This window comes from Gemmatimonadota bacterium (assembly GCA_016719105.1).
Classification (GTDB): Bacteria; Gemmatimonadota; Gemmatimonadetes; order Gemmatimonadales; family Gemmatimonadaceae; genus SCN-70-22.
Map to the genome: position 1 here is coordinate 143,611 of JADKAQ010000013.1, position 22,906 is coordinate 166,516.

16 protein-coding genes are annotated in these 22,906 nt (G+C 69.2%); 13 read left to right on the forward strand and 3 right to left on the reverse strand.

The window, feature by feature from the left end; all coding sequences use genetic code 11:
• Positions 1-700: 700 nt before the first annotated feature.
• The 10 genes from IPN47_13635 to IPN47_13680 all read left to right on the forward strand — a co-directional run bounded on the left by IPN47_13635 (position 701) and on the right by IPN47_13680 (position 13,575).
• Positions 701-1,627, forward strand: coding sequence for a phytoene/squalene synthase family protein (locus IPN47_13635; protein ID MBK9409055.1), 927 nt, complete (start codon positions 701-703; stop codon positions 1,625-1,627).
• 20 nt (positions 1,628-1,647) lie between these two features.
• Positions 1,648-2,601, forward strand: coding sequence for a carotenoid biosynthesis protein (locus IPN47_13640; GenBank protein MBK9409056.1), 954 nt, complete (start codon positions 1,648-1,650; stop codon positions 2,599-2,601).
• A gap of 82 nt (positions 2,602-2,683) precedes the next feature.
• Positions 2,684-4,201: a phytoene desaturase gene (locus tag IPN47_13645; protein ID MBK9409057.1), complete on the forward strand. Its 1,518-nt coding sequence runs from the start codon at positions 2,684-2,686 to the stop codon at positions 4,199-4,201.
• Between the two features lie 182 nt (positions 4,202-4,383).
• Positions 4,384-5,811: a hypothetical protein gene (locus tag IPN47_13650; protein MBK9409058.1), complete on the forward strand. Its 1,428-nt coding sequence runs from the start codon at positions 4,384-4,386 to the stop codon at positions 5,809-5,811.
• A gap of 178 nt (positions 5,812-5,989) precedes the next feature.
• Complete coding sequence (gene tig, locus IPN47_13655) at positions 5,990-7,228, forward strand: trigger factor (GenBank protein ID MBK9409059.1); 1,239 nt, start codon at positions 5,990-5,992, stop codon at positions 7,226-7,228.
• A 183-nt stretch (positions 7,229-7,411) separates the two neighbouring features.
• Positions 7,412-8,050: an ATP-dependent Clp endopeptidase proteolytic subunit ClpP gene (gene clpP, locus IPN47_13660; protein ID MBK9409060.1), complete on the forward strand. Its 639-nt coding sequence runs from the start codon at positions 7,412-7,414 to the stop codon at positions 8,048-8,050.
• A gap of 140 nt (positions 8,051-8,190) precedes the next feature.
• Positions 8,191-9,441, forward strand: coding sequence for an ATP-dependent Clp protease ATP-binding subunit ClpX (clpX, locus tag IPN47_13665; GenBank protein ID MBK9409061.1), 1,251 nt, complete (start codon positions 8,191-8,193; stop codon positions 9,439-9,441).
• A 188-nt stretch (positions 9,442-9,629) separates the two neighbouring features.
• Complete coding sequence (gene lon / locus IPN47_13670) at positions 9,630-12,077, forward strand: endopeptidase La (protein ID MBK9409062.1); 2,448 nt, start codon at positions 9,630-9,632, stop codon at positions 12,075-12,077.
• Positions 12,077-12,805 carry a YihA family ribosome biogenesis GTP-binding protein gene (locus tag IPN47_13675; protein ID MBK9409063.1) on the forward strand — a complete coding sequence of 243 codons (729 nt, stop codon included), beginning with the start codon at positions 12,077-12,079 and terminating at the stop codon, positions 12,803-12,805. Before lon ends, IPN47_13675 begins: the two co-directional genes overlap by 1 nt.
• Positions 12,805-13,575 carry a hypothetical protein gene (locus IPN47_13680; protein ID MBK9409064.1) on the forward strand — a complete coding sequence of 257 codons (771 nt, stop codon included), beginning with the start codon at positions 12,805-12,807 and terminating at the stop codon, positions 13,573-13,575. The genes IPN47_13675 and IPN47_13680 overlap by 1 nt, the downstream gene beginning before the upstream one ends.
• Positions 13,576-13,648: 73 nt before the next feature.
• Here the strand turns inward: IPN47_13680 and IPN47_13685 are convergent, their stop codons facing one another.
• The 3 genes from IPN47_13685 to IPN47_13695 form a co-directional block, all read right to left on the reverse strand.
• A complete protein-coding gene (locus IPN47_13685; GenBank protein ID MBK9409065.1) occupies positions 13,649-14,113 on the reverse strand; it encodes an NUDIX domain-containing protein in 465 nt (154 codons plus the stop codon).
• Between the two features lie 64 nt (positions 14,114-14,177).
• Positions 14,178-16,448 carry a Flp pilus assembly complex ATPase component TadA gene (gene tadA, locus IPN47_13690; protein ID MBK9409066.1) on the reverse strand — a complete coding sequence of 757 codons (2,271 nt, stop codon included), beginning with the start codon at positions 16,446-16,448 and terminating at the stop codon, positions 14,178-14,180.
• Between the two features lie 180 nt (positions 16,449-16,628).
• On the reverse strand, positions 16,629-18,770 hold the full coding sequence (locus IPN47_13695) for a hypothetical protein (protein MBK9409067.1): 2,142 nt from the start codon (positions 18,768-18,770) through the stop codon (positions 16,629-16,631).
• 62 nt (positions 18,771-18,832) lie between these two features.
• Here IPN47_13695 and IPN47_13700 point away from each other — a divergent pair, with 62 nt between their 5' ends.
• From IPN47_13700 to IPN47_13710, 3 genes are read left to right on the forward strand one after another with little or no spacing between them, the layout of a single operon-like run.
• Complete coding sequence (locus IPN47_13700; GenBank protein ID MBK9409068.1) at positions 18,833-20,383, forward strand: chorismate-binding protein; 1,551 nt, start codon at positions 18,833-18,835, stop codon at positions 20,381-20,383.
• Positions 20,384-20,431: 48 nt separating this feature from the next.
• Positions 20,432-22,042, forward strand: a complete 1,611-nt coding sequence (locus tag IPN47_13705) for an FHA domain-containing protein (protein ID MBK9409069.1) — start codon at positions 20,432-20,434, stop codon at positions 22,040-22,042.
• Between the two features lie 4 nt (positions 22,043-22,046).
• Complete coding sequence (locus tag IPN47_13710; protein ID MBK9409070.1) at positions 22,047-22,853, forward strand: hypothetical protein; 807 nt, start codon at positions 22,047-22,049, stop codon at positions 22,851-22,853.
• Positions 22,854-22,906: the final 53 nt, after the last annotated feature.

The following is a 22,906-nucleotide window of genomic DNA, read 5'->3' on the forward strand; positions in this document are numbered from 1 at the left end:
GACGCATGGCGGGGTGCACGATAGGTGGGCTCGCGCACTACGAACCGGGGGTTGGTCGACGCAAAAAAACGAACGGCGCGCGCCGCCCTGCCTCAGGAGGCCCCTTTAGTACGGCACTTGGCCCCCGCTGTCAATGAACCCGTCCCAATCGGGTAGGTCGCGGCCACCCCAACGCGCGGCGGCCAAACGGGGGGAGGCGGTGCGTAGCCGTGACCGTGCGTATCGCCCTCGCCAGACGGTGACGAACCGAGCGCAGCGGCCCTTGCCTTTACGAGTTCTTAGCGCGACTTCACGCTGGAATGGCGGGGCGCGCGGGGCGATCGCCACCGCCTCCGACGCGATCGGCAGCGATCGACGAGCCGCCGGAGACACGGGCGCGGGGGGGCGTGGTGGACCCGGTCAGTGAAATGCCCGAAGTCCCCTGACGCGTTCGCCCGGTTCCCATGATCGAATTTCCGGCGAGGACACTCCTATGTTGTGTAATTCGTGAATCCTCAAGCTGTTAGGATCGGTTGTCGTTTGCCCGTGTTCGGCTTTGTGGACAAAGCACCAGCCATACCGTACACTATCGTCGTCCGTCATTCACGTCTTCGTGGCGTGGCGACCGTGGGCGTCTGGGGCGTAGGTCTTCCGCCGGAACTCTCCGCGTCCCAGCGCGTTCTCCACTCGGAACCGCGATCGTCCCGCACCCGCCCCCTGCATGTCCGTCGCTGACGCTCAAAGCTGCGAAAGGATCCTTCGTACGCACTCGCGCACGTTCTATCTCGCGAGTCTCTTCCTTCCGCCGGAGAAGCGTCGCGGTGCCTTGGCCCTCTATGCCTTCTGCCGTCTCGCCGACGACATCGTCGACGACGCGACGATCCGGGGCACGTCGGGCGACGAAGTTCGGCAGCGCCTGAACGCGCACACGCGGGGGCTCGACGCCGTCTTCAGCGGGCGCCCGGACACGCCGCTCTTTCGCGAGATCGCGTGGACGGTGCAGCGCTTCGGCGTCCCGCGCGAGCCGCTCGACGAACTCCTCGATGGCGTGGCGCGTGACCTGAGCGAGTGCCGCTACCGCACGTGGAGCGACCTCGAGCACTACTGCGAAGGCGTCGCGTCGTCGGTCGGGGAGATGTGCACGTACGTCTGGGGGGTGCGGGGCGATGCATCGCTCAAGGCGGCGGTGGCCTATGCGCGCACGCTCGGCACCGCCATGCAGCTGACCAACATCCTGCGCGACGTCGGCGAGGACGCGCACCGTCATCGCTGCTACCTCCCCGAGGAGGAACTCGAGGCCTACGGCTTCTCGCCGGAGGACGTGCTGCAGCAACGCGTGCTGCGTCGGCGCGCCGCGTGGACCTCGCTCACGCGGGCCCAGATCGACCGCGCCGTCTCGCTCTATGCCGCGGCGGCCCCGGGGATCGCCCTCCTGTCATCCGACGCCCAACGCTGCGCGAGCGCCTGTGCCGTGGGCTATGCCTCGATCCTCGACGCGATCGCGCGCCAGGATTACGACAATGTCACGCGGCGCGCGAGCGTCGGTTGGCTGGGACGCGCCGGTGTGTTGGCGCGCGCCTGGCTCGGCCCGCTGGCCCCGTTCCCGATGTCGAGTAGTGGCCGCGCGGCCGCTGCGTCCGTCGCCTAACGCTTCTTCCCGCGCTTCCGATGTCTGACGCACACACTCCGCCCTGGGAACGCCGGGCGGCTCCCGGCTTTCTCATCGCGCACTGCGCGCTGATCGCCTTCTCGACGGTCGCGCTCACGACGTTCCTCAAGGGGCCGCCGCCGCCGTGGCTCGCCGAGGAACCGAACGCGACGATCCTGCGCCTGGGGTGGAAGTTCTCGGGCCCCACGTACGTCGTGCTCGGCGCCATCGCCGCGATGCTGCACATGGCAGGCCTCATCACGTGGCGTCGCGCCGTCCCGATGTTCCTCGTGATCTCGGGCGTCGCCCTCGGCTCCGAGCTGCTCGGCACGAGCACGCAACTCCCGTTTGGAGAATACAGCTACACCACGATCCTCGGCTATCGCATCCTCGACCTCGTCCCCTTCCCCATCCCGATCTCGTGGTACTACATGATCGTGGGATGCCTGGCCATCGCGGGGCGCCTGATGACGGCGCGCGATGACAATGCCACCAAGTGGAAGTGGTCGCTCGTCGCCGGCCTGATCCTCGTGGCGTGGGATGTGTCGATGGATCCGGCGATGGTGAAGACGATGCACTGGATCTGGGGCGACGGCGACCTGTTCACCCGCCTCGGCCTCCCCGCACCGGTGATCGCCTTCTTCACGAAGGACATCTTCTACGGGATGCCGCTCAGCAACTGGTTCGGGTGGTACCTCACCGGGGTGATCATCGCGCGGCTTGCCTTGGTCTTCGCGCCGCCGACGATGTTCGCCGCGCGCGTGAGCCCGACCTGGCTCCCGATCATCCTGTACGCGGTGAACGGCATCATGCCGATCGCGCTGTGCATCCGCGACGACATGATCTGGGGGGCGGTCTTCGGGACGATCGCCATGCTCATCCCCGTCGCCCTGGCCGTGCGGGCCACGCCCAAGACGGGCAACGAGCAGGAAGTCCGCGAGCCCGTCGCCGCCCGGGTGCCGCGCACCGCGTAGTACTCGTACGCCATCGTGAGGCGGGCCCCAGCGTTCGCTGGGGTGCTCGCTTCGCCTGCATCTTCCCGTCTTCTCTCGCTCGATGAAGGTCGTTGTAGTTGGTGCCGGCTTTGGCGGCCTCGCCGCCGCGATTCGACTGCGTGCGCAAGGGCACGACGTCACCATCGTCGAGAAGCGTGACAAGCCCGGCGGGCGGGCCTACGTCTTCCAGCAGGACGGCTTCACGTTCGACATGGGGCCGACGATCATCACCGCCCCGTGGCTCATCGACGACCTCTACACGCTGTGCGGGCGCAAGACCGCCGACTACGTGCAGCTCGTCCCGATTGACCCGTACTACAACGTGCGGTTCGAGGACGGCTCGGTCTTTCATTACAACGGGAGCATGGACGCGCTGGTGCAGCAGGTGCGCGCCTTCAATCCCGACGATGTCGAGGGCTTCCTCAAGTTCAGCGCCTCGACCGAGCAGATCTTCAACAAGGGGTTCGCCCTCATCGACAAGCCGTTCCATCGGTTCGGCGAGATGATCAAGGCGGCGCCCGACCTGGTGAAGCTGCAGTCGCACAAGTCGGTGGCGAGCTACGTCAACCAGTACATGAAGGACGAACGGCTGCGGCAGGTCTTCTCCTTCCACCCCCTGCTCATCGGGGGGAACCCGTTCAAGAGCACGTCGATCTACGCCCTCATCCACCACCTGGAGAAGAAGTGGGGCGTGTGGTTCGCGATGGGTGGGACCGGCGCGCTGGTGAAGGGGCTCGCGTCGCTGTTCACCGACATCGGGGGCGAGCTGCGGCTGGGGTGCGAGGTGTCGCAGATCCAGGTGAGCGACGCCACCGGGCGCGCCACCGGTGTGCAGCTGGCGGATGGCGAGGTGCTCCCCGCCGACGCGGTGGTGAGCAACGGCGACCTGGCCTTCACCTACATGAAGCTCATCGCGCCGCGCCACCGGAAGTTCAACACCGACAAGCGGCTCGCGCGCAAGAAGTACTCGATGTCGCTCTTCGTGTCGTACTTCGGCACCGATCGCCAGTATCCCGACCTCGCGCATCACGAGATCCTGATGGGGCCGCGCTACAAGGGGCTCCTGCACGACATCTTTGATCGCAAGGTGCTGAGCGACGACTTCTCGCTTTACCTGCACCGTCCCTCGGTCACCGACCCGTCGCTCGCCCCGCCGGGGTGCGACTGCTGGTACGTCCTCTCGCCGGTGCCGAACCTCGGGGGAAGCACCGACTGGCGCGCCATGGCTGGCCCCTATCGCGACCGCATCTTCCAGTACCTGGAGGAGCGCTACATGCCGGGGCTGCGCCAGCACATCGTCACCGAGCGTCACGTCGACCCGCTGTACTTCCGCGACGCGCTCAACTCGCACCTCGGCAATGCGTTCTCGGTCCAGCCGACGCTCCTGCAGTCGGCGTGGATGCGGCCGCACAACATCAGCGAGGACATCCCCAACCTCTATCTCGCCGGTGCGGGCACGCATCCCGGGGCGGGGCTGCCGGGCGTCATCTCGTCGGGGAAGATCGTGGCCGACCTGATCGGGCGCGCGGAGCAGGCGGGCGGACGGCCGCATGCAGGGGTGAGCGCGGTCGGGGCGTGAGACGTCGCGCTCGACCGCGTCGGCGCGACATGTAGAGCGTCGCGCCATGGAGCCTCGGTGAGGGATTTCGCCTGCCGGTCCCGCTGCCTTCTCCACATAATGGAACGCCGGACCGAATCGCCGGAACGCCGGCGGGGTATGTCCAGTGCGTCCCCTCGCCACCCTCACACGCCCACCGTCCTATGCGCAGGCTCCTTTACGCACTGATGGTCGTAGGCTCGTTCCTCTCCGCCGCGCTTCTTCCGGCGCAGGACGTCGAACGTCCCGTCGCCCTCGACGCCGCGGGACGCGTCATGGCCATGACACCGGCACTGGCGGCCCGCCTGAAGCTCACCGCGCCGGCCTGGCCGGTGTCCGGCGACTTTGTCGAGGCCAGACTCTTCGACCGCGGCGGCAGCGGATTCGTGCTGGTCGTGCAGCGGGCGCGTGACGTCAACGAGCGCTACCTGCTGACGAACGAACAGCGCGTGGCGCTGCAAGAGGTCCTCACCAGCGCGCTCGCCACGGCGGGAAACCTCAGCACTGGCGAGCGACAGGATCTGATCTCCGAACCTGCCAAGGGGCAGTTCGTGCGCGACCAGACCCTCGCCGCCGCGCTCGTGTACGGCCCGGCGCTGGCGTCGCTCACCGACAACGGATCCACGGGAACAGCGGTGTACCTCGCCACGGTGGGCGCCACGTTCTTCACGAGCGCCAATCTCGCGAAGAACCGCTCGATCTCGAAGGCGCAGAATCACATGGCGACCAACGGCACGTGGCGTGGCGGCTTGATCGCCAATGGGCTGCTGTACGTTGCAGCCGGCGACGACGTCAGCGGCGATATCGCGGCTGCGACCTCGCTGCTTGGTGCGATCGGCGGAAGCATCATCGGCTTTCATGCCGGACGCCCACTCACCGATAGCGAGGCCCACGGCGCAACGTTCGGCTCCACCGTGACCGCGATGACGACCGCCGGGCTGCTCGGCTCCTTTGGTGCGTTTCAGGGCAACCAGTCGCGCGCGGAAGTCGCAGGACTCATCGGTGCCGCCCTCGTGGGATACCCGATCGGGCTGCGCTACGTGCGCCGCGCCTCCTACACGGTCACCGCCGGCGACGTCACGACCATGACCATGGGGACGCTCCTCGGCGTGGTGGGTGCCGCCGCTCTCCTTCCGGAGAGCACCGACTCCGAACAAGCGGTTGCCGCCGTGCTGACCGCGGGATTGCTGGGCGGCACCATCATGGGTGATCGCGTCTTCGTCAGGCGCTACGACTTCACCCAGAGCCAGGGACGGCAGATGGGACTTGGCGCGTTGGCGGGGGGGCTAATGGGAATCGCGCTTCCGCTCGCGGCGGAGTCCGACAACGGGCAAGCCTACTTCGCCGGAGCCGCAATCGGAGGGGTGGTCGGCATGGCGATCACCAAGGGGTTGATCGATCCCGCGAAAGGGGGCGCGCGCCTCTCGTCGAACAGCGGTGTGCGGAACGGACGTCCTGATGCCGCGGACGGAAACCGCGCTTCCCTCGCCAGCAACCCGGCGATTCGCCTGCACCCGGAGAACCTCAGCATGCTCTTCGCGCGATCTCGGAATCGACGCGTGAACGTCCCGCTCGTCTCCCTCGCATTCTGACCGCGGCGGCACGAACGGCGACCGCGATTCCTCAGCAGCAGCACGCGCCGGCCATGCGCCCGTAGCCCGGCATTGAATGCGGTTGGGCGTGGGTTACCTTTCCGTCTCGAATTTCTCTTGTACTCCGCGGCCGGTCGACCGATTCCGAGCGGTCGTGCCGGCCGCTACGCACTCTACGATGAACATCGCCATCGAAGCCAAGAAGTCCGAGGGGGCAGAGCGCCTGTTACAGGTGACGGTCCCGCTCGATGCCGTGAACGACGCCAAGGAAAAGGCCGCGCGCAAGATCGCCGGAACGGTCTCCCTCCCGGGGTTCCGCCCCGGGAAGGCGCCGCTCGCGATGGTCATGAAGCGCTTCGGTGAAGCCATTCGCAGCGAGGCGGTCGAGACCCTCGTGCAGGAGGCGTACAAGGAAGTGCTGGAGCGCGAGCAGCTGAAGGTCGCCGCGCAGCCGCACATCCACGACCTCAAGTTCGAGGAGGGCGAGCCGCTCACCTTCGACTTGCACCTGGAGCTGCGCCCCGAGCTCGCCTTGACGAACACGCAGGGCTTCAAGGTCACGCGCACCGTGCGCACCGTGACCGATGAGGACGTGCAGCAGCAGCTCGAGCAGCTGCGCGACCAGCGCGCCTCGTGGTCACCGGTCGAGGACAAGCCGATGGAGGGTGACATGGTCACCGTCCTCCTCGCCACCGCCGACGAAGACGGGACGATCCCCGAAGGGCGGGAGTACCGCATCGTGCTGGGCGGGGGGCAGGCCATTCCCGGCATCGAGGAAGTGATCATGTCGATCAAGGCCGGGCAGTCGTCGGAGCAGTCGGTCCGCTGGCCCGACGACTTCCCCGACGAGGCGCAGCGCGGCAAGTCCAAGTCGGTGCGGGTGGAGCTCAAGGACGTGAAGCGCAAGTCGCTCCCCGAGCTCGACGACGCCTTTGCCAGCGAAGTCGGCGACTTCGAGTCGGTCGAGGCGCTCCGCAAGGTGGTGCGCGAGGACATGGAGGAGTCGGCGACCCGTGAGTCGGATGCCGAGGTGCGCCAGAAGCTCCTGGACGAGCTGATCGGGGCCAACCCGTTCGACGTCCCGCCGAGCTGGGTGGCGCAGCTGGTGCACGGCTATGCCGACGCCTACAAGATCCCGGAAGAGGAGCACGAGCGCTTCGCCACGGGCTTCCGCCCGACGGCCGAGCGCCAGGTGCGCCGTGACATGGTCATCGACGCGATCGCCGAGTCGGAGAACCTCAAGGCATCCGAGGCCGACATCGACGACAAGGTCACCGAGATGGCCGGCAAGCGCGGGGTCAACCCCGGCCAGCTGTACGCCCAGCTCCAGAAGGCGCAGCGACTCTCCGAACTCGAGCGCGGGATCACGGAGGACAAGGTCTTCGCGTGGCTGTTCGAGCGGAATACCGTAGAGTAGGATCAGGGCGGACGGGAGACGGGAGACGGGAGACGGGAGTGGGACGCCCAGACGGCGTCCCATCGCCTGATCGGCCGATACTTTCGCTACTGTCTGGACAAGCACCTTTGGCAGCGTGGGAATCTGCGTGGCGCGTCGCGCCACGCACTCCCGTCCCCCGTCTCCCGTCCCCCGTCTCGCTTTATGAGCATTTACCCGCCGTACGTCATCGAGCGCTCCAGCCGCGGTGAGCGTTCGTACGACATCTTCAGCCGCCTGCTGATGGATCGCATCGTCTTCCTGGGGACCCCGGTGAACGACGACGTCGCGAACATCGTCATCGCGCAGTTGCTCTTCCTGGATGCGGACAACCCGGGACGCGACATCAACCTGTACATCAACTCCCCCGGTGGGAGCGTGTCGGCCGGGCTGGCCATCTACGACACGATGCAGTTCCTCAAGTCGCCGGTGAGCACGATCTGCATGGGGATGGCCGCGTCGATGGGAGCGTTCCTCCTGGCGGCCGGTGCTCCCGGAAAGCGCTCGGCGCTCCCGCACTCGCGCATCATGATCCACCAGCCCTCCCAGTCGGGCGGCGGCGGCTCGGCCTCGGACATCGAGATCCAGGCGAAGGAGATCCTGTACCTCCGCCAGAAGCTGAACGGACTCATGGCCAATCACACCGGCCAGCCGATCGAGCAGATCGAGAAGGACACCGATCGCGATCGCTGGATGTCGGCCGACGAGGCCAAGACCTACGGGCTGGTGGACAACATCGTGGCCCACCGCGCCGAAGTCGGCGACGGGAAAGACGGCCCGAAGATTCCCGCGGTGACCGGCTAACAGCCTCAAGAACGGGTCCGACGGTGTCGCAACTCACCAACGGGCCCGTTTCTTTTGCTTGACCAGCCCGAAACCCGTCTATTACGTATCGGTGGCCCGGATCGCCGGGTCAGCTTCCATCTGTCCCCAACGCCAGCGCCATGTCGCACGATAAACACCTGCGCTGCTCGTTCTGCGGAAAGTCGAAGGACTCGGTCCGAAAGTTCATTTCGGGTCCGTCCGTCTACATCTGCAACGAGTGCATCGCCCTCTGCAATGAGATTCTTGCCGAGGACGAGGAGCGCGAGGTAGCCGAAGCGATCACGCAGGTCCCCATCCCGCGCGAGATCAAGGATGTGCTGGACCAGTACGTGATCGGACAGGAGCAGGCGAAGAAGGCGCTCTCCGTCGCGGTCTACAATCACTACAAGCGCATCAACTCGGGGTCGTCGCGCGACAGCGACATCGAGCTCGACAAGTCCAACATCCTGCTCCTCGGTCCCACCGGTGTCGGCAAGACGCTCTTGGCGCAGACCCTGGCCCGCATCCTGGACGTCCCGTTCACCATCGCCGACGCCACCACGCTGACCGAGGCGGGGTACGTGGGCGAGGACGTGGAGAACATCCTCGTCCGCCTGCTGCAGGCCGGCGACTTCAACGTGGCCGAGTGCGAGCGGGGCATCGTCTATCTCGACGAGATCGACAAGATCGCCCGCAAGAGCGAGAACCCGAGCATCACGCGCGACGTCTCGGGCGAAGGGGTGCAGCAGGCGCTGCTCAAGATCCTCGAGGGGACGGTCGCATCGGTCCCGCCGCAGGGGGGGCGCAAGCACCCGCAGCAGGAGTACATCCAGATCAACACGAAGGACATCCTGTTCATCTGCGGTGGTGCCTTCGACGGACTGGAGAAGATCATCGAGGCGCGCACGGGACGCCGCCAGATCGGCTTCGGGAAGGAAGAGGCCGCGGGCGTCACCCCCGAGTCGCTGACCAAGAATCCGTTCAAGGAAGTGGAGCCGGACGACCTGCTGCGCTACGGGCTCATCCCCGAGCTCGTGGGGCGTATGCCCGTGGTGGTCCCGCTCGAGGCGCTCGACGAGGAAGCGCTCGTCAAGATCCTCAAGGAGCCGAAGAACGCGCTGACCAAGCAGTACCACAAGCTCTTCGAACTCGAGGACGTGAAGATCACCTTCGAGGAGTCGGCGCTGCGCGCGATCGCCCAGAAGGCGCTCAAGCGCGGGACCGGGGCGCGCGGACTGCGCGCGATCCTCGAGGAGACGCTCCTGGAGATCATGTTCGACCTCCCGAGCCGCGAAGACGTGGTCGAGGTGAAGGTGACCGAGGCGTGCATCTCCAACGGGGCGCCGCCGCTGCTCGAGATCCAGCCCAAGCGGCAGAAGAAGGAAGCGTAGTCGGCGAGACCGCCGGCGAAAGCCGGGGGAGGCGCAACAGGGGAGACGGGAGTGCGCGGCGTTGCCGCGCGCTCCTTATCTTTTTTCGGGGGGACGGCTCCGGTTCCAGCGGGTGCGAGCTACGGCCGGCGCGCGCGGCGCGCCGGCACTCCCGTCTCCCGTCTCCCGTCTCCCGTCTCCTGTCTCTGATGCTCCTCCACCGCGCCACCGACACCTTCGACGTCCCCGACCGGCTCCCTGTGCTGCCGCTGAAGGACGTCGTGCTCTTTCCCTACGTCGCCATGCCGCTCCTCGTGGGGCGTGTCGGATCGTTGGGGGCGGTGGAGCAGGCGTGGCGCGGTGACCGGTACCTGGTCCTCTCGGCGCAGAAGTCCGCGGATGTGACCGACCCCGTCTCGGCCGACCTCTTTCGGACCGGGGTGGTAGCGCGACTGCAGCAGGCGTCGCGGCTGCCTAACGGGACGGTCAAGATCCTCGTGGAGGCGGTGGCCCGCGTGCGCCTGACGCGCATCACGACGCACCAGGGGGTGCTGCGGGCCTCGCTGGCGGCGCTTCCGTGGAGCCGCGAGCCGCTGGAGGGGGAGGCGCAACTGCGTGCCCGCCAGGTGCTGGAGCGGTTCGAGGAGTACGTGACGCTGCAGCGGCGCATCCCGCAGGAAGTGCTGCAGATGGCCACGGCGGGGGGCGACGACGAACGGTCGGCGTGCGTGCTGGCGTCGCACCTGGCGGTGCGCCATGAGATCCGCCAGCGCCTGCTCGAGTCGCCGACACTCGAGGAGCTGTACGAGGGGTTGTATGACGTCATCTCCGGCGAGTTGGAGATTCTCCGCCTCGAGCGGAAGATCGACGACGAGGTGCGCGGCTCGATCTTCCGCAACCAGCGCGAGTTCTACCTGCAGGAGCAGCTGCGGGCGATCCATCGCGAGCTGGGCGAGGACGATGCCGACGACGTCGACGAGCTCGAGGCGCAGGTCGAGGCCAAGGGGCTCCCCGAGGCCGTGAAGGCGCGCGCCATGCGCGAGGTGAAGAAGCTCAAGCGGATGGCGTCGATCTCCCCGGAGGCGACCGTCGGGCGCAACTACCTCGACTGGGTCCTGGCGCTCCCGTGGAGCCAGCGCAGCGACGACGTCCTCGACGTGGCCCACGCACGACGGGTCCTGGACGAGGACCACTTCGGGCTGGCCGACGTGAAGGACCGGGTGCTCGACTACCTCGCGGTGCTGGGGCTGGTGGGGCGCCTCGAGGGGCCGATCCTGTGCCTGGTGGGGCCGCCCGGGGTGGGCAAGACGTCGATGGGGCGGTCGATCGCCCGGGCGATGGGGCGCAAGTTCGTGCGCATGTCGTTAGGCGGCGTGCGCGACGAGGCGGAAATCCGGGGCCACCGGCGCACCTACATCGGGTCGCAGCCCGGGCGCATCATCCAGGCCATGCGGCGCGCCGAGACGGTGAATCCGGTGCTGCTCCTCGACGAGATCGACAAGCTGGGGCAGGACTACCGCGGCGACCCGGCGGCAGCGCTGCTCGAGGTCCTCGACCCCGAGCAGAACAAGGCGTTCAACGACCACTACCTCGAGGTGGACTACGACCTGTCGCAGGTCCTGTTCATCACGACGGCCAACTCGCTGGCCACGATCCCCGAGCCGCTGCGCGACCGCATGGAGCTGTTGCGGCTGCCGGGGTACCTGGACCATGAGAAGCACGCCATCGCGCGGCAGTTCCTCTTCCCGCGGCAGCTGGAGCGCAACGGCGTCCCCCCCGCGTCGGTCGAAATCCCGGCCGACGTGATCGCCAGCATCGTGCGCTCCTACACCCGCGAAGCCGGCGTGCGCGAACTGGAGCGCCGCATCGGGCGGGTGGCGCGCAAGCTGGCGCGCCGGCGCGTGGAGCGCGCCGCCCTCGCGGTCGCGGCGCCCGCCCCCGCCCCTGCCGTCGAGGGCACGGCGGTCGCCCCCCCCGAGACGCTGTCGCACGCCGACGTGCGCGAGTTCCTGGGGGTGGCCCCGTATGACCCCGAGGACCTGTCGCGTGAGGACAAGGTGGGGGTTGCCACCGGGCTCGCCTACACCTCGGTGGGAGGCGAAGTCCTGGAGATCGAAGTCGCCGTGCTGCCGGGCCGCGGACGGGTGCAGCTGACGGGTGCCCTCGGCGACGTCATGAAGGAGTCGGCCGGGGCGGCGCTCTCGTACGCCCGGTCGCGCGCCGCGGCGTTAGGCATCGACCGTGACTTCCACAAGACCCGCGACATCCACGTGCACATCCCCGCCGGCGCCACCCCCAAGGACGGCCCCTCGGCGGGAATCGCCATCGCCACCGCCCTGGTGAGTGCGCTCAGCGGGATCCCCGTGCGCGGCACCGTGGCCATGACCGGCGAGATCACGCTGCGTGGGCGCGTCCTCCCCATCGGCGGGCTCAAGGAGAAGTCGGTCGCCGCGCTGCGCGCGCAACGCACCGACGTCGTGATCCCGCACCTCAATGCCCGCGAACTCGAGGAACTCCCCGAGGACGTGCGCAACGGCATCACCTTCCACGCGGTGGAGACGATGGACGAGGTCCTGCGCCTCGCCCTCACCCGCCCCCCGCGCCCCGCCGCGAGCGAGCGCGAGTCGCTCCCCGCTGCCGACGACGTGACCCACTAATGGCCGACACCAAGAAGCCCGCGCAGGAGAAGGAGAAGGACCCGCTCATCATCCGCGAGCTCAAGTTCCTGGGCGGGATGGCGGTCCAGGGGGGGTGGCGCCCCCCCGAGGCGCTCCCCGAGGTCGCCTTCATCGGACGCTCGAACGTCGGCAAGTCGTCGCTCCTCAACCTGCTCGTCAGGCGCAAGGCGTTCGCCCGCGTGAGCCGCACCCCCGGGCGCACGCAGGAGGTGAACTTCTTCCAGGTGAACGACGAACTCGTCCTCGTCGACCTCCCGGGCTACGGCTACGCGCGCGTCTCCAAGACCAAGCGCCACTCCTGGCAGCCGCTCATCGAAGGCTACCTGCGCATGACGTCGCAGCTGCGGGGGATCGTGCTCTTGCTCGACATCCGGCGCGACCCCAACGCGGAGGATCTGGCCATGCTCGACTACCTCGCCGATCTGGAGATCCCGACGCTGATCGTCATCACGAAGGTCGACAAGCTCGGGGCCACCGCACGGCGGGAACGGCTCACGGCGGTGATCGATACGATCGAGGTGGACGAAGGACAGGTCATCGCCTCGAGCGCGCACACGGGGCTCGGACGGTTCGAGCTGGCCGAAGCGGTGGCGTCGCTGGTGACGCAGCCGGCGTGGCGCCGGCAGGGCGCCGCCCCCGCCCTCGAAGAGCCGTTCGACGACGAGGGCGACGACGTGTCGCTGCCGTACGGGGGAGACGAGGACTGATGGCGCGAGTCAGCGCTCGCGTGACCACCGTGCCCTACGCCGTGCCGTGCCCCGTGCGCCGCGCCGTGCACCGCGTGGCCCTCCTCGCGGTGCTGCTCCCGTTGGCCGCCTGTGCCCCCTCGGGATCGTCGACATCGGCGCCAGCGCCGGCGCAGGTATCGCCCACAACGCCCCCGCAGTCCGCAGGGACGGGGACGAGCGGGGGACGCAACGCGCAGGACCAGGCGGCGCGTGACAGCAGTGCGGCGCTCGTCCCGCCGGGGTTCGGGACGCTGCGGCAGGACGACATCGCGCTCCGCGTGGCGCAGTTCGGGCTGCAGGTGCGCGCCATCCCGCTCGACGAGACGGTCATTCGCGTCCTCTCTCCTGACTCCTATCGCGCGCTGCGGGACCTGGTCGCGAGTCAGGGCGACCGCCTTCGCGACCTGCAGCGGCGTACGGCCCTCCCCCGCCTCAGCCTCTGGTACGTCTCGTTCTTCGCCCTGCAGCAAGGCGAGACGCGGTTCTCGCCCATGGAGTTCAACGTCTCCAACGTCGGGCGCGACTTCCAGCCACTCGACGTGATTCCGCTCTCGCCTGGCTTCGGCTCGCAACGCCTGCGCCAGCGCGAGGTGCAACACGCGCTGTATGTCTTCGACGGGCAGATCGACGTGAACCAGCCCCTGGCGATCGTCTACGAGACGGCGCGAAACGACGAGTGGAGCATCCTGCTGCAGCGGATCGAACGCGAGCGAGCCTTGGTCCGTTCGCGCGCCGCAGGGAAGCCATGACCGTCAGCCCCGGGGCCGGCGGCGAGCCCTTCGCCGCGGGGAGCGCCCGTCGGGTCGCCGCGCCCGTCCCCGGCTAGAGCACCCGGAGCACGTCCTCCACCGGTCCGGCGTCTCCGCTGCGCAGGAGCGCCCGGATATCGGCGAGCGAATGGCGCGATCGCGGCCAGACGAGCCGCTCCATCGCCTCCTCCACCCCCACCCATTCGCCCTGATCGTGCTCCGCGCCCAGCGTGGGGGCGACCGCGCTGTCGGCAAAGGCGGCGAAGACGACCGCCACCTGCACCACGCCGAAACGGTGCAGGTAGAAGGGATGGCAGGTGACGTTGTAGAGTCGGAGCGGGGCGAGTCCGGTTTCCTCGCGCATCTCGCGGATGGCCGCGTCTTCCGGACGTTCGTCTCCCTCGATCCGTCCGTGCACGACCTCCCAGGCACCGGTGCAGCGAGTCCCCGCCGCACGCCTCAGGACGAGGACCTTCCATCCGTCGGGACGCGGGTCGATGACGAAAACGTCGACGACCCCGACCTTGATTTCTGCCATGCGATGCTCCCAATGAAAAGCGGGAGCACGACAAGTGCTCCCGCGCGAAAAACCGGCGACGACCCTAGCTCTTGCGAAGCAGGGACCGGAGGCGTGCGGTCAGCGCCCGAGGTCTGAACGGTTTGGTCAGGAAATCGTTCGCCCCCAGCTCGAAGACGCGCACCTCGTTGTCCTCGTCGCCCTTGGCGGTGAGGACGATGACCGGGAGACTCGAGGTCTGCGGGCGAGCGCGCAGCCGCGCGAGGACATCGTAGCCGTCGAGGCGCGGGAGATTGAGGTCGAGGACGACCGCATCGGGGGCCATGTGGTCGATCTCTTCGAGTGCCACGATGCCGTCGGCGGCCTCGATCACGGTGAAGCCGTCCCGCTCGAGCAGGTCACGCAGGACACGGCGGAGCGGCTCTTCGTCTTCCACCAGCAGCACGGTGTTGCGCCCCCCGCGTCGGGCGGCGGCCGTGGGGATGAGGTCGTCGACAAGTTCCAACGCCTCGTCGGGGAGGATCGACGTCGCCCGGACTGGTGGGGGCGTCGGGCGCCGGACCGGTGGAGGGGCGACCGGAGGGGGGGCCACGGTCGACCGGTACGACGGGGTGTCGTATCCGGGCATGGGGGAGAGCTGCCGCGGCTCGGCACGCGCCTCACGGCGCGGCGCCGGCTGGTCGAGGGGGGCCTCGACGACGCGCAGCAACTCCTCGAGGTCGGTCATGCCGTCGATGACGTGGTCGATCCCCGACTCCCACAGCGAGCGCATCCCGGCGGCGCGAGCCGCTTCGAGGATCTTGTCCGTCGTCTCGCCCGACGCGACGCGCCGCTCCACCTCGCCGTCGGCGATGAGCACTTCCATGAGCGCCAGGCGCCCGCGGTAGCCGGTGTGGCCACACTCGTTGCAGCCGACGGCCCGGTAGAGCGACGCGTCGGAGGGAATCCAGCGCTGCAGGCGGTCGGCCACCGGCTCGTTCATCGGGGCGCGACAGCTGCGGCACAGGCGGCGGACCAGGCGCTGCGCGATGACCCCCTTGAGCGCGGCGCCGATCTTGTAGCTCTCCACCCCGATGTCGAGCAGGCGGGCCACCGAACTGGCCGCATCGATCGTGTGCAGCGTCGAAAGCACGAGGTGCCCGGTGAGCGACGCCTGGATCGCGATCCCGGCGGTCTCCTTGTCGCGGATCTCGCCGACGAGGACGACGTCGGGGTCCTGGCGCAGGATCGAGCGCAGGGCGGCGGCAAAGGTGAGCCCCGCCTTCTCGTTCACTTGCACCTGCACGACGCCGGTGAGCTTGTACTCGACCGGGTCCTCGACGGTGACGATGTTGACGCCGCGCGTCTGGATGGTGCGCAGCGCCGCATACAGCGTGGTCGTCTTGCCCGACCCCGTGGGGCCCGTGACCAGCACGATCCCCTCGCGCAGGTTCACGAGGTGCTGGATGCGATCGAAGTCCCGCGCGCTCAACCCGAGGTTGTCGAGCGCGAGGATGTTGTTGCTCGAATCGAGGATTCGAATGACGACCTTCTCGCCCGCCGAGGCGGGGAGCGTCGAGACGCGCAGGTCGACGCGCTTGCCGTCGACCGCGACGCGCGCGCGCCCATCCTGCGGGCGCAGGCGGTCGGCGATGTCGAGCCCCGAGATGATCTTGATGCGCGACACCAGCGGGATGCCGACGGCGCGCGGCAGCGTCATGGCGGTGCGCAGCACGCCGTCGATGCGGTAGTGCACCTGCACCCCGCCCTCCTGCGCCTCCATGTGGATGTCGCTCGCGCGCTGCTGGATCCCCTCGGCGATGATGTGGTCGACGAGCCGGATGATCGGCCGTTCTGACGCCTTGTCGGCCGACAGGTCGAGCTCCGACGATTCGACCACTTCGGAGATCGACTGCACGTCGTACTGGTTCATCCCCTCGAGGAGCTTCTCCACCGCGCTTTCCGGGCGATACAGCTCGTCGATGCGCTCGATGATGCGCGCCGGCGCCGCCAGCTGCATCCGGATCGTGCGCCCGGTCGCGAAGCCCAGGGTGCGTTCGCAATCGAGGTCGTGCGGATCGGCGGTCGCGATGTCGAGGATCGCGTCCGTCATCTGCAACGGGAGAATGCGATACTTGCGCGCCAGCGACTCCGGGACCGCCTCACGCGACGCGGCCGTGACCTGCGTGAGGTCGGCGACCTTCATGCGGAAACGGGCCGACAGCGCCCCGACGATCGCCTCGTCGGTGGCGTAGCCGCGCTTGGTCGCGGTATCCCAGAGGCTTTCCCCCGCTAGCTGACGCAGTTCGGCGAGCGCAGCCGCATCCACCAGCCCCTCCAACGTCGGGAGGAGCCAGTCATCGCGGGTGTGACGCATCGACGACATGGGGTCGCGAACTCCTGGAACGGTCACGAATCGAAGCGGGAAGCGAGTGAAGCTAACGCGAGCGGATACACATCACCACCGAAGCGTGGGGCACCTCTCCCCACACCACTTGCAAGTATCGGCCGCCACAAAAGAAACTCGGAGTGCGCCGCCCTGCCGCGCCTCCAACCGTTACAGGATCGACCAGAAATCCCGACCGATGTCTACCCCGAAGGTCCAGCGTCCGTTGCGAAGTCCGCGTGCAACGTCGAGTCGCACCAGGTCGAAGAAGCTCAGGACCCCTACCCCAACCGACGAATACCATCCGGCATCCTGCGCCGTCCCCCCCACGCCGCCGGCCGGCCCCAGTTCCGTCCCCGCCCGGCCGCGTGCCGTGTACACGCCATGCAGGTACGGGGCGAGCCGAGCAGAGCCGGGGATTTTCCCCCATCGCCCCAGCGAAAGAGGGACGAATGGGACGGGCGTGCGCCACTCGAGACGCTGGGTCGCCACGGCCCGACTGCGGAAGGCGTGGAAGTCGTACCCCGGAGCCGACACCGGCCCCCCGGCGAACACGAGGAGTTGTGGTGCCGCCGCGCCGCGGGCGTCGACCGCCCCCCCGGTGAGACGCGCCACCCATTGTGAGCGCCCAACCTCCCGCTGCCACTCGGCCGCGGCGAAGGCGCGGCCATACCCCCCGACGTCGATCGAATCACCCCCCACCGCGGCGCCGCCATGGGACCGTGGTCCGAGTCGCCCAGCCGCCACCTCCGCGCGAAAGCGGAAGGTGCTCCCCCACCACCACGCGCCGGCCGGACGCTCGGCCGCGAGCGCGACGCGGGGCCCGGCCCCGCGATACGCCGCGAGCGTTGGCTCGTAGCGCCCGAGCGAGGGGGTCGCGGCGACCGCTACCGCGTCGTGCCACTCGTACGCACCGTCCAGGCGCCAGCGCATCCCGCGGTGCACCCCAAGGTGGAGCGCCGCCCCGACTCCACGCGTATCAAACGGCTGCGTGTAGTCACTTCCGAACTCCTGCGCGGCGATGCTGTTGCGCACGCGCGAGGTCTCCGCCTCGTCGCCGGCCTCGCGGTACTCGCGAAAGGCCCGCAGCCGGAGCGCGAGGCCATCGGCGCGCTCCCACCCCAGCGACACCGTCCCCTTGGGCTCGTGATCGGAGAGCCCGTAGTGCGCCATGACGCCGACATCCACCCCTGCCCCGAGGCGGCGGCGGAGCCCCCCACCCACGGAGAGCCCCTCGGCGCGCGTGACCCGCACGAGGTCCGAGAACGAGCGCGCGGACGGGAGGGTGGCTTGGGTGCGCTGCAGCGCCTGCGCGCGCACCAGACGCCGCGCCTCTTCTTGCACCTGTCGGACGTCGTCGTCGGTCGCCAGCCGCACCTCGTCGGGGAGCCCGCCGATGACCGTAGTCCCCTCCGGCCAGGTGAAGCGCGCACGCCGCTGCGCCGGCGCATAGACGATCTCCGGTCCCGGCGACTGGGCGATCGACTGCGCCTGCTGTCCCTCGTTGACCTTGTAGTCGCGGATCTCCCAGCGCCCGCGAATGATCCCCCGCGCCGGGAAGTCCATCCAGCTCCCCGTGCGACGGATCTCGATCTCCTGGCGCCGCGGGAGCCAGTACTGCCCCTCGATGAGCGAGTTCTCGATGACGATCGAGACGTCCTCGAGCTGCTGGTCCTTGAGCGCGGTGCGCGTGAACGAGAAGGCCATCCGCACCACCTGCCCGTCGTCTTTCGCGATGTAGAGCGCGCCGACCGCCGCCGCGTCGCGCTCGTCGCGCGGGCGCACCTTGACCTCGTACACGTCGATCGTGCGTCCCGGAATCTCGAGACGCAGCGAGTCGGAGAGCTGGTAGTCGTACGTCGCGAGCCCGCGCGGCGACAGCGGGTGCGCCACGTCCTGCACCTCGTCGCCATCGCCCAGCCGGATGATGTCGGGGAAGTTGTTCTGGACGATCCCGAGGTGGTCGCGATGGTAGTTGATGTCGGTGGGAAGCAGGAGCGTGTCCCGGCGCCCCACGATCCATTGCTTGCTGTAGTTCGGCGCGCGCCAATAGACTTCCAGCATCAGCTCGTCGGCCTTGATGACCTTGGGCGGGATGGGGAAGCCCTCGCCCACCTGCGCGAGGAAGGTCAGGTAGCCATGGGCCTGTGCCGAGTAGTCGGCGAGCCCCGAATCGGCCAGCTGGCGCGCGCGACGATCGGTCGCGCGCTGCACGAGGTGGCGCGACGTGGAATCGTTCCATGCGCGCTGCGCGCGTGCCGGGCGCGGCAGGGCGAGAACGACGGTGAGCGCCAGCAGCGCGGAAGCCAGCACGCGAGTCATGATGGGCGAATATCGGCCGGTGCACTCAGCGCCAGCAAGCGGAGTGGTGTGACGTGAGCTTTGCGGACTTCGAACGACGCGCACAGACCGGGACGCTCGTCCCGGTGTGGCGCGACATCCTCCTGGATACCGACACCCCGGTCTCCGCGTTCGCCAAGCTGCGGCGCGGCCCCTTCGCCTTCCTCCTCGAATCGGCCCCGGCCGGCGGGGAGACCTGGTCGCGTTACATCTTCATCGGGACCGAACCGCGCGCGGCGTGGCGGCTGACGGGACGGACCGTCGAAGAGTGGACCCCCACCGACGGCTGGCACGGCGCCACCGAGGTCGACGATCCCATCGGCGACCTGCAGCGACGCGTGCGCGACATGCGCCCGGCCAGCGCCCCCGAACTCGGCGAGTTCTGGGGCGGCGCCGTCGGCTTCTTCTCGTACGACGTCGTGCGGGCCATCGAGAAGCTCCCCAACGCCCCGCGCCGGGCGGTCGACGCGCCGGACGCCTGCTTCGTCTTCACGCGCTCGTTGGTCGTCATCGACAACCTGCGGGGGCAGGCGCGCCTGGTGGTGGCGGTCGACCTGGAGGACGCAGGGACGCGGGTCGGGAACGCCAGCCCCACCGAGAGGGAGGAGGAGGCGAGCGGGGCGCTGCGCGCCGCGTACGACGAGGCGTTAGGCGAGCTGGATGAACTGGAGCGGCGGCTGCGGGAGCCCTCCCCCCTCTCGGCGCTCCACTTCCCGCCTGACGCACCACGAGCGGAGGGGCGGTCGTCGTATGCGCGCGAGGACTTCGAGCGCGACGTCGAGCGCATTCGCGAGTACATCTTCGCCGGCGACTGCTTCCAGGCGCTCCTGGCACGCCGTATCGAGGTCCCGCTCGACTTCGACACCACCACGCTCTACCGCGCCCTGCGCGTCCTCAATCCGTCGCCGTACATGTACCACCTCATCCTCGAGGACGTCGAGCTCGTGGGCTCGTCCCCCGAGCTCCTGGTGCGCGTCTCCGACGGGACGGTGACCGTGCGCCCTATCGCGGGGACGCGCCCGCGCGGTCGCACGCCGGCCGAGGACGCCGAGATGGCCGCCGAACTCGCCGCCGACGAGAAGGAGCGCGCCGAGCACGTGATGCTCGTCGACCTCGGCCGCAACGACGTGGGGCGCATCGCCGAGTACGGTAGCGTCCGGGTCACCGAACTCATGACGGTCGAGCGCTACTCGCACGTGTTGCACCTGGTGAGCGAGGTGCAGGGGCGGCTGCGCGCCGGGCTGTCGGCGCTCGACGCCTTTCGCGCCACCTTCCCCGCGGGGACGATGACCGGCGCGCCGAAGGTGCGGGCGATGCAGATCATCGACGAACTGGAGCCGGAGCGCCGCGGGCCGTACGCCGGGGCGGTCGGCTACATCGCCGCCGGCGACACCCGCATGGACCTGGCCATCACCATTCGCACCTGCGTGGTGGCCGGGGGCGTGGCCAACGTGCAGGCCGGCGCCGGAATCGTTGCCGATTCGGTCGCCGCGAAGGAATGGGAGGAGACGGAGAGCAAGGCGCGCGCGATGCTGACCGCCATCGGGCGGGCGCGCGCGGCTGGCGCCAGCGCGCGGACGAAATAGCCCACACGCTAGGCGTAGGGCGGCGGTCTCGGCATATTCCCCTGTGTCATGACGTACCGACTCGTCAGCACCGACGGGAACATCCAGTTCGAGCTGCGCCCGGGGATGCCGATGATCCTCGGGCGGGCGCTGAACAGCGACCTCCCCGTCCTCGACCCCACCATCTCGCGCCGGCACGCCGAAGTCACCGCCGACCACGGGGGGGTCGCCGTGCGCGACCTGGGGTCGAGCAACGGGACGTTCGTCGCGGGAGCCCGTGTGGGCACCGCACGCCTCGTCGGCGGCGAGCGCATCGTCTTCGGCAAGGTGCACTTCGAGGTGCGCGAACTCAGCCCGATGCTGGTCGACGACGCCAGTGCCGAGAGCGTCCGTCGGGTCGCACGCGCGGGGACGACGATCATCCGGTCCATCCCCGTCCCCGACGCCGATCAGGCACTCGAGTTGGCGCTGCGGGCGAGCGGGGTGCAGAAGGCGGTCGAGGAAGGACGCGCGCAGGTCTCGCCTGCCGAGCGCGATCGGCTCAAGCTCACCCTGCTGCTGGAAATCTCGAAGGCGCTGACGCGGACGATCGACGTCGCGTCGCTCCTCGAGAAGATGGTGCACTTCACCTTTCGACTGCTCGACGTCGGCCACGTCTCGATCCTGCTCTTCGACGACGCGGGGACGCTCGTCCCGCGCATCGCCCGCACGCGCGGGGGCGAGAACGCCCCGCGCGAGATCTCGCCGACGCTGGCCAACACGGTCATTGCGCAGAAGGTGGCGGTCCTCTCCGACGTAACGGCCGACGCGACGCGCCCGACCCCGAGCGGCGTGGCCGGCGCCGGCATGGCGCGCAACGCCGCGTGCGCGCCGCTCATCGCCGGCGAGGGGCGCGTGCTCGGCGTGCTCTACGTCGACAGCCTAACGCCGACGTCGCGGGTGAGCGACGAGGACCTCGATTTCCTCGTGGCGTTCGCGGGGATCGGCGCGGTCGCGCTCGACAACATCCGCTCGGCGGACCGCAGCCGGCAGGAAGCCCGCATCCGCGACAACTTCGAGCGCTTCTTCACCCCGCACCTCGCCGCGCGCATCGCCGCCGCCCCCGAGGCGCTGGGATTGGGGGGCGAGCGGCGCACCGTGGCGGTCCTCTTCGCCGACATTCGCGGCTTCACCGAACTGGCCGCGCGCATGGCGCCTGACGAGACGGCGCGCTTCCTCACCGAGTACTTCTCGGAGATGGTCGACGTCGTGTTTCGCCATGGCGGGACGCTCGACAAGTTCATCGGCGACGCCGTCATGGCGCAGTGGGGGGCGCCGATCAGCGCGCCAGACGATGCCGATCGCGCGCTGGAGGCGGCGCTCGACATGATGCAGGAGGTCGACCGCCTCAACGCGCGCTGGCGCGACGAGGGGCGCTCGGAGATCCAGGTGGGGATCGGGCTGAGCTACGGCGAGGCCTTCGCCGGCTACCTCGGCTCGGAGCGCCGCCTGGAGTACACGATCATCGGCGACACGGTGAACACGGCCTCGCGCCTGTGCGCCTGGGCCGAGGGGGGCGAGATCCTGGTGTCGGAGTCGATGCGCGAGGCGTTTACCCGCCCGCAGGCGTTAGGCGACCGCGCCCCGCTGACGCTGCGCGGCAAGGCGGAGCCCGTCCGCGTCTTCCGCGCCGTCCGGTGATGTCGTGAGTCGGCCGGCCCCGCAGGGCTACGTGCGGCTCGACGTCCCCCAGGGCGACGTGGTGGTCCACCACAAGCTGGTGGAGCCGGTGAAGGCGACCCTGGAGTACGGGACGCTGTTCCACTGGGCCGCGGCCCATCCCGATCGCCGCCAGATGCAAGGGCGGCTCCCGGTCTATGCCGCCCCGCTCCCGCTGGACGGACCACGGGTCGTCGTGCGGCACGCGCACCACGGCGGCCTGCTGGCCCCGCTGCTGCGCGACCTCTTCCTCCCCCCCACGCGCGCCCCCGTGGAGCTCGTGACGGCGCTCGTGCTCGCACGCGCCGGCGTCCCCACGCCGCCCATCGCCGCCTACGCCGTGTACCGCGCGGGGGCCGTGCTGCGTCGCGTGGACGTCATGACCATCGAGCTCCCCGGGGAGGATCTCGGGGCGATGCTGTCGAGCGCCACAGGCCCCAACGATCGCCAGCGTCTGGTGGGGCCGGTCGCGACGCTGCTCGGCGCCCTCACCCAGGCGGGGGCCTGGCACCCCGACCTCAACGTGAAGAACATCCTGCTCGTCCCCGACGATGCGGGCGAATTGCAGCCGGCGGTGCTCGACATCGACCGCATGCGCTTCGTCCCCCCGGGCGACCCCAACGTGCGCGAGGCCAACTACGCGCGACTGGCGCGCTCGCTCGAGAAATGGCGCACGCAGACGGGAACGGGCTTCACCGACGACGAACTGCGCGACCTGCACGACCGGCTCGTGCGCGACGAAGCCGTGCAGGCCGCCCATCGCGCGCTGGCGATGGAAGCGTACATGCCATGACGGCGACGGCCGCAGCCCCCCGAGCGACCTCCGGTCGTGCCGTTTCCCACGCT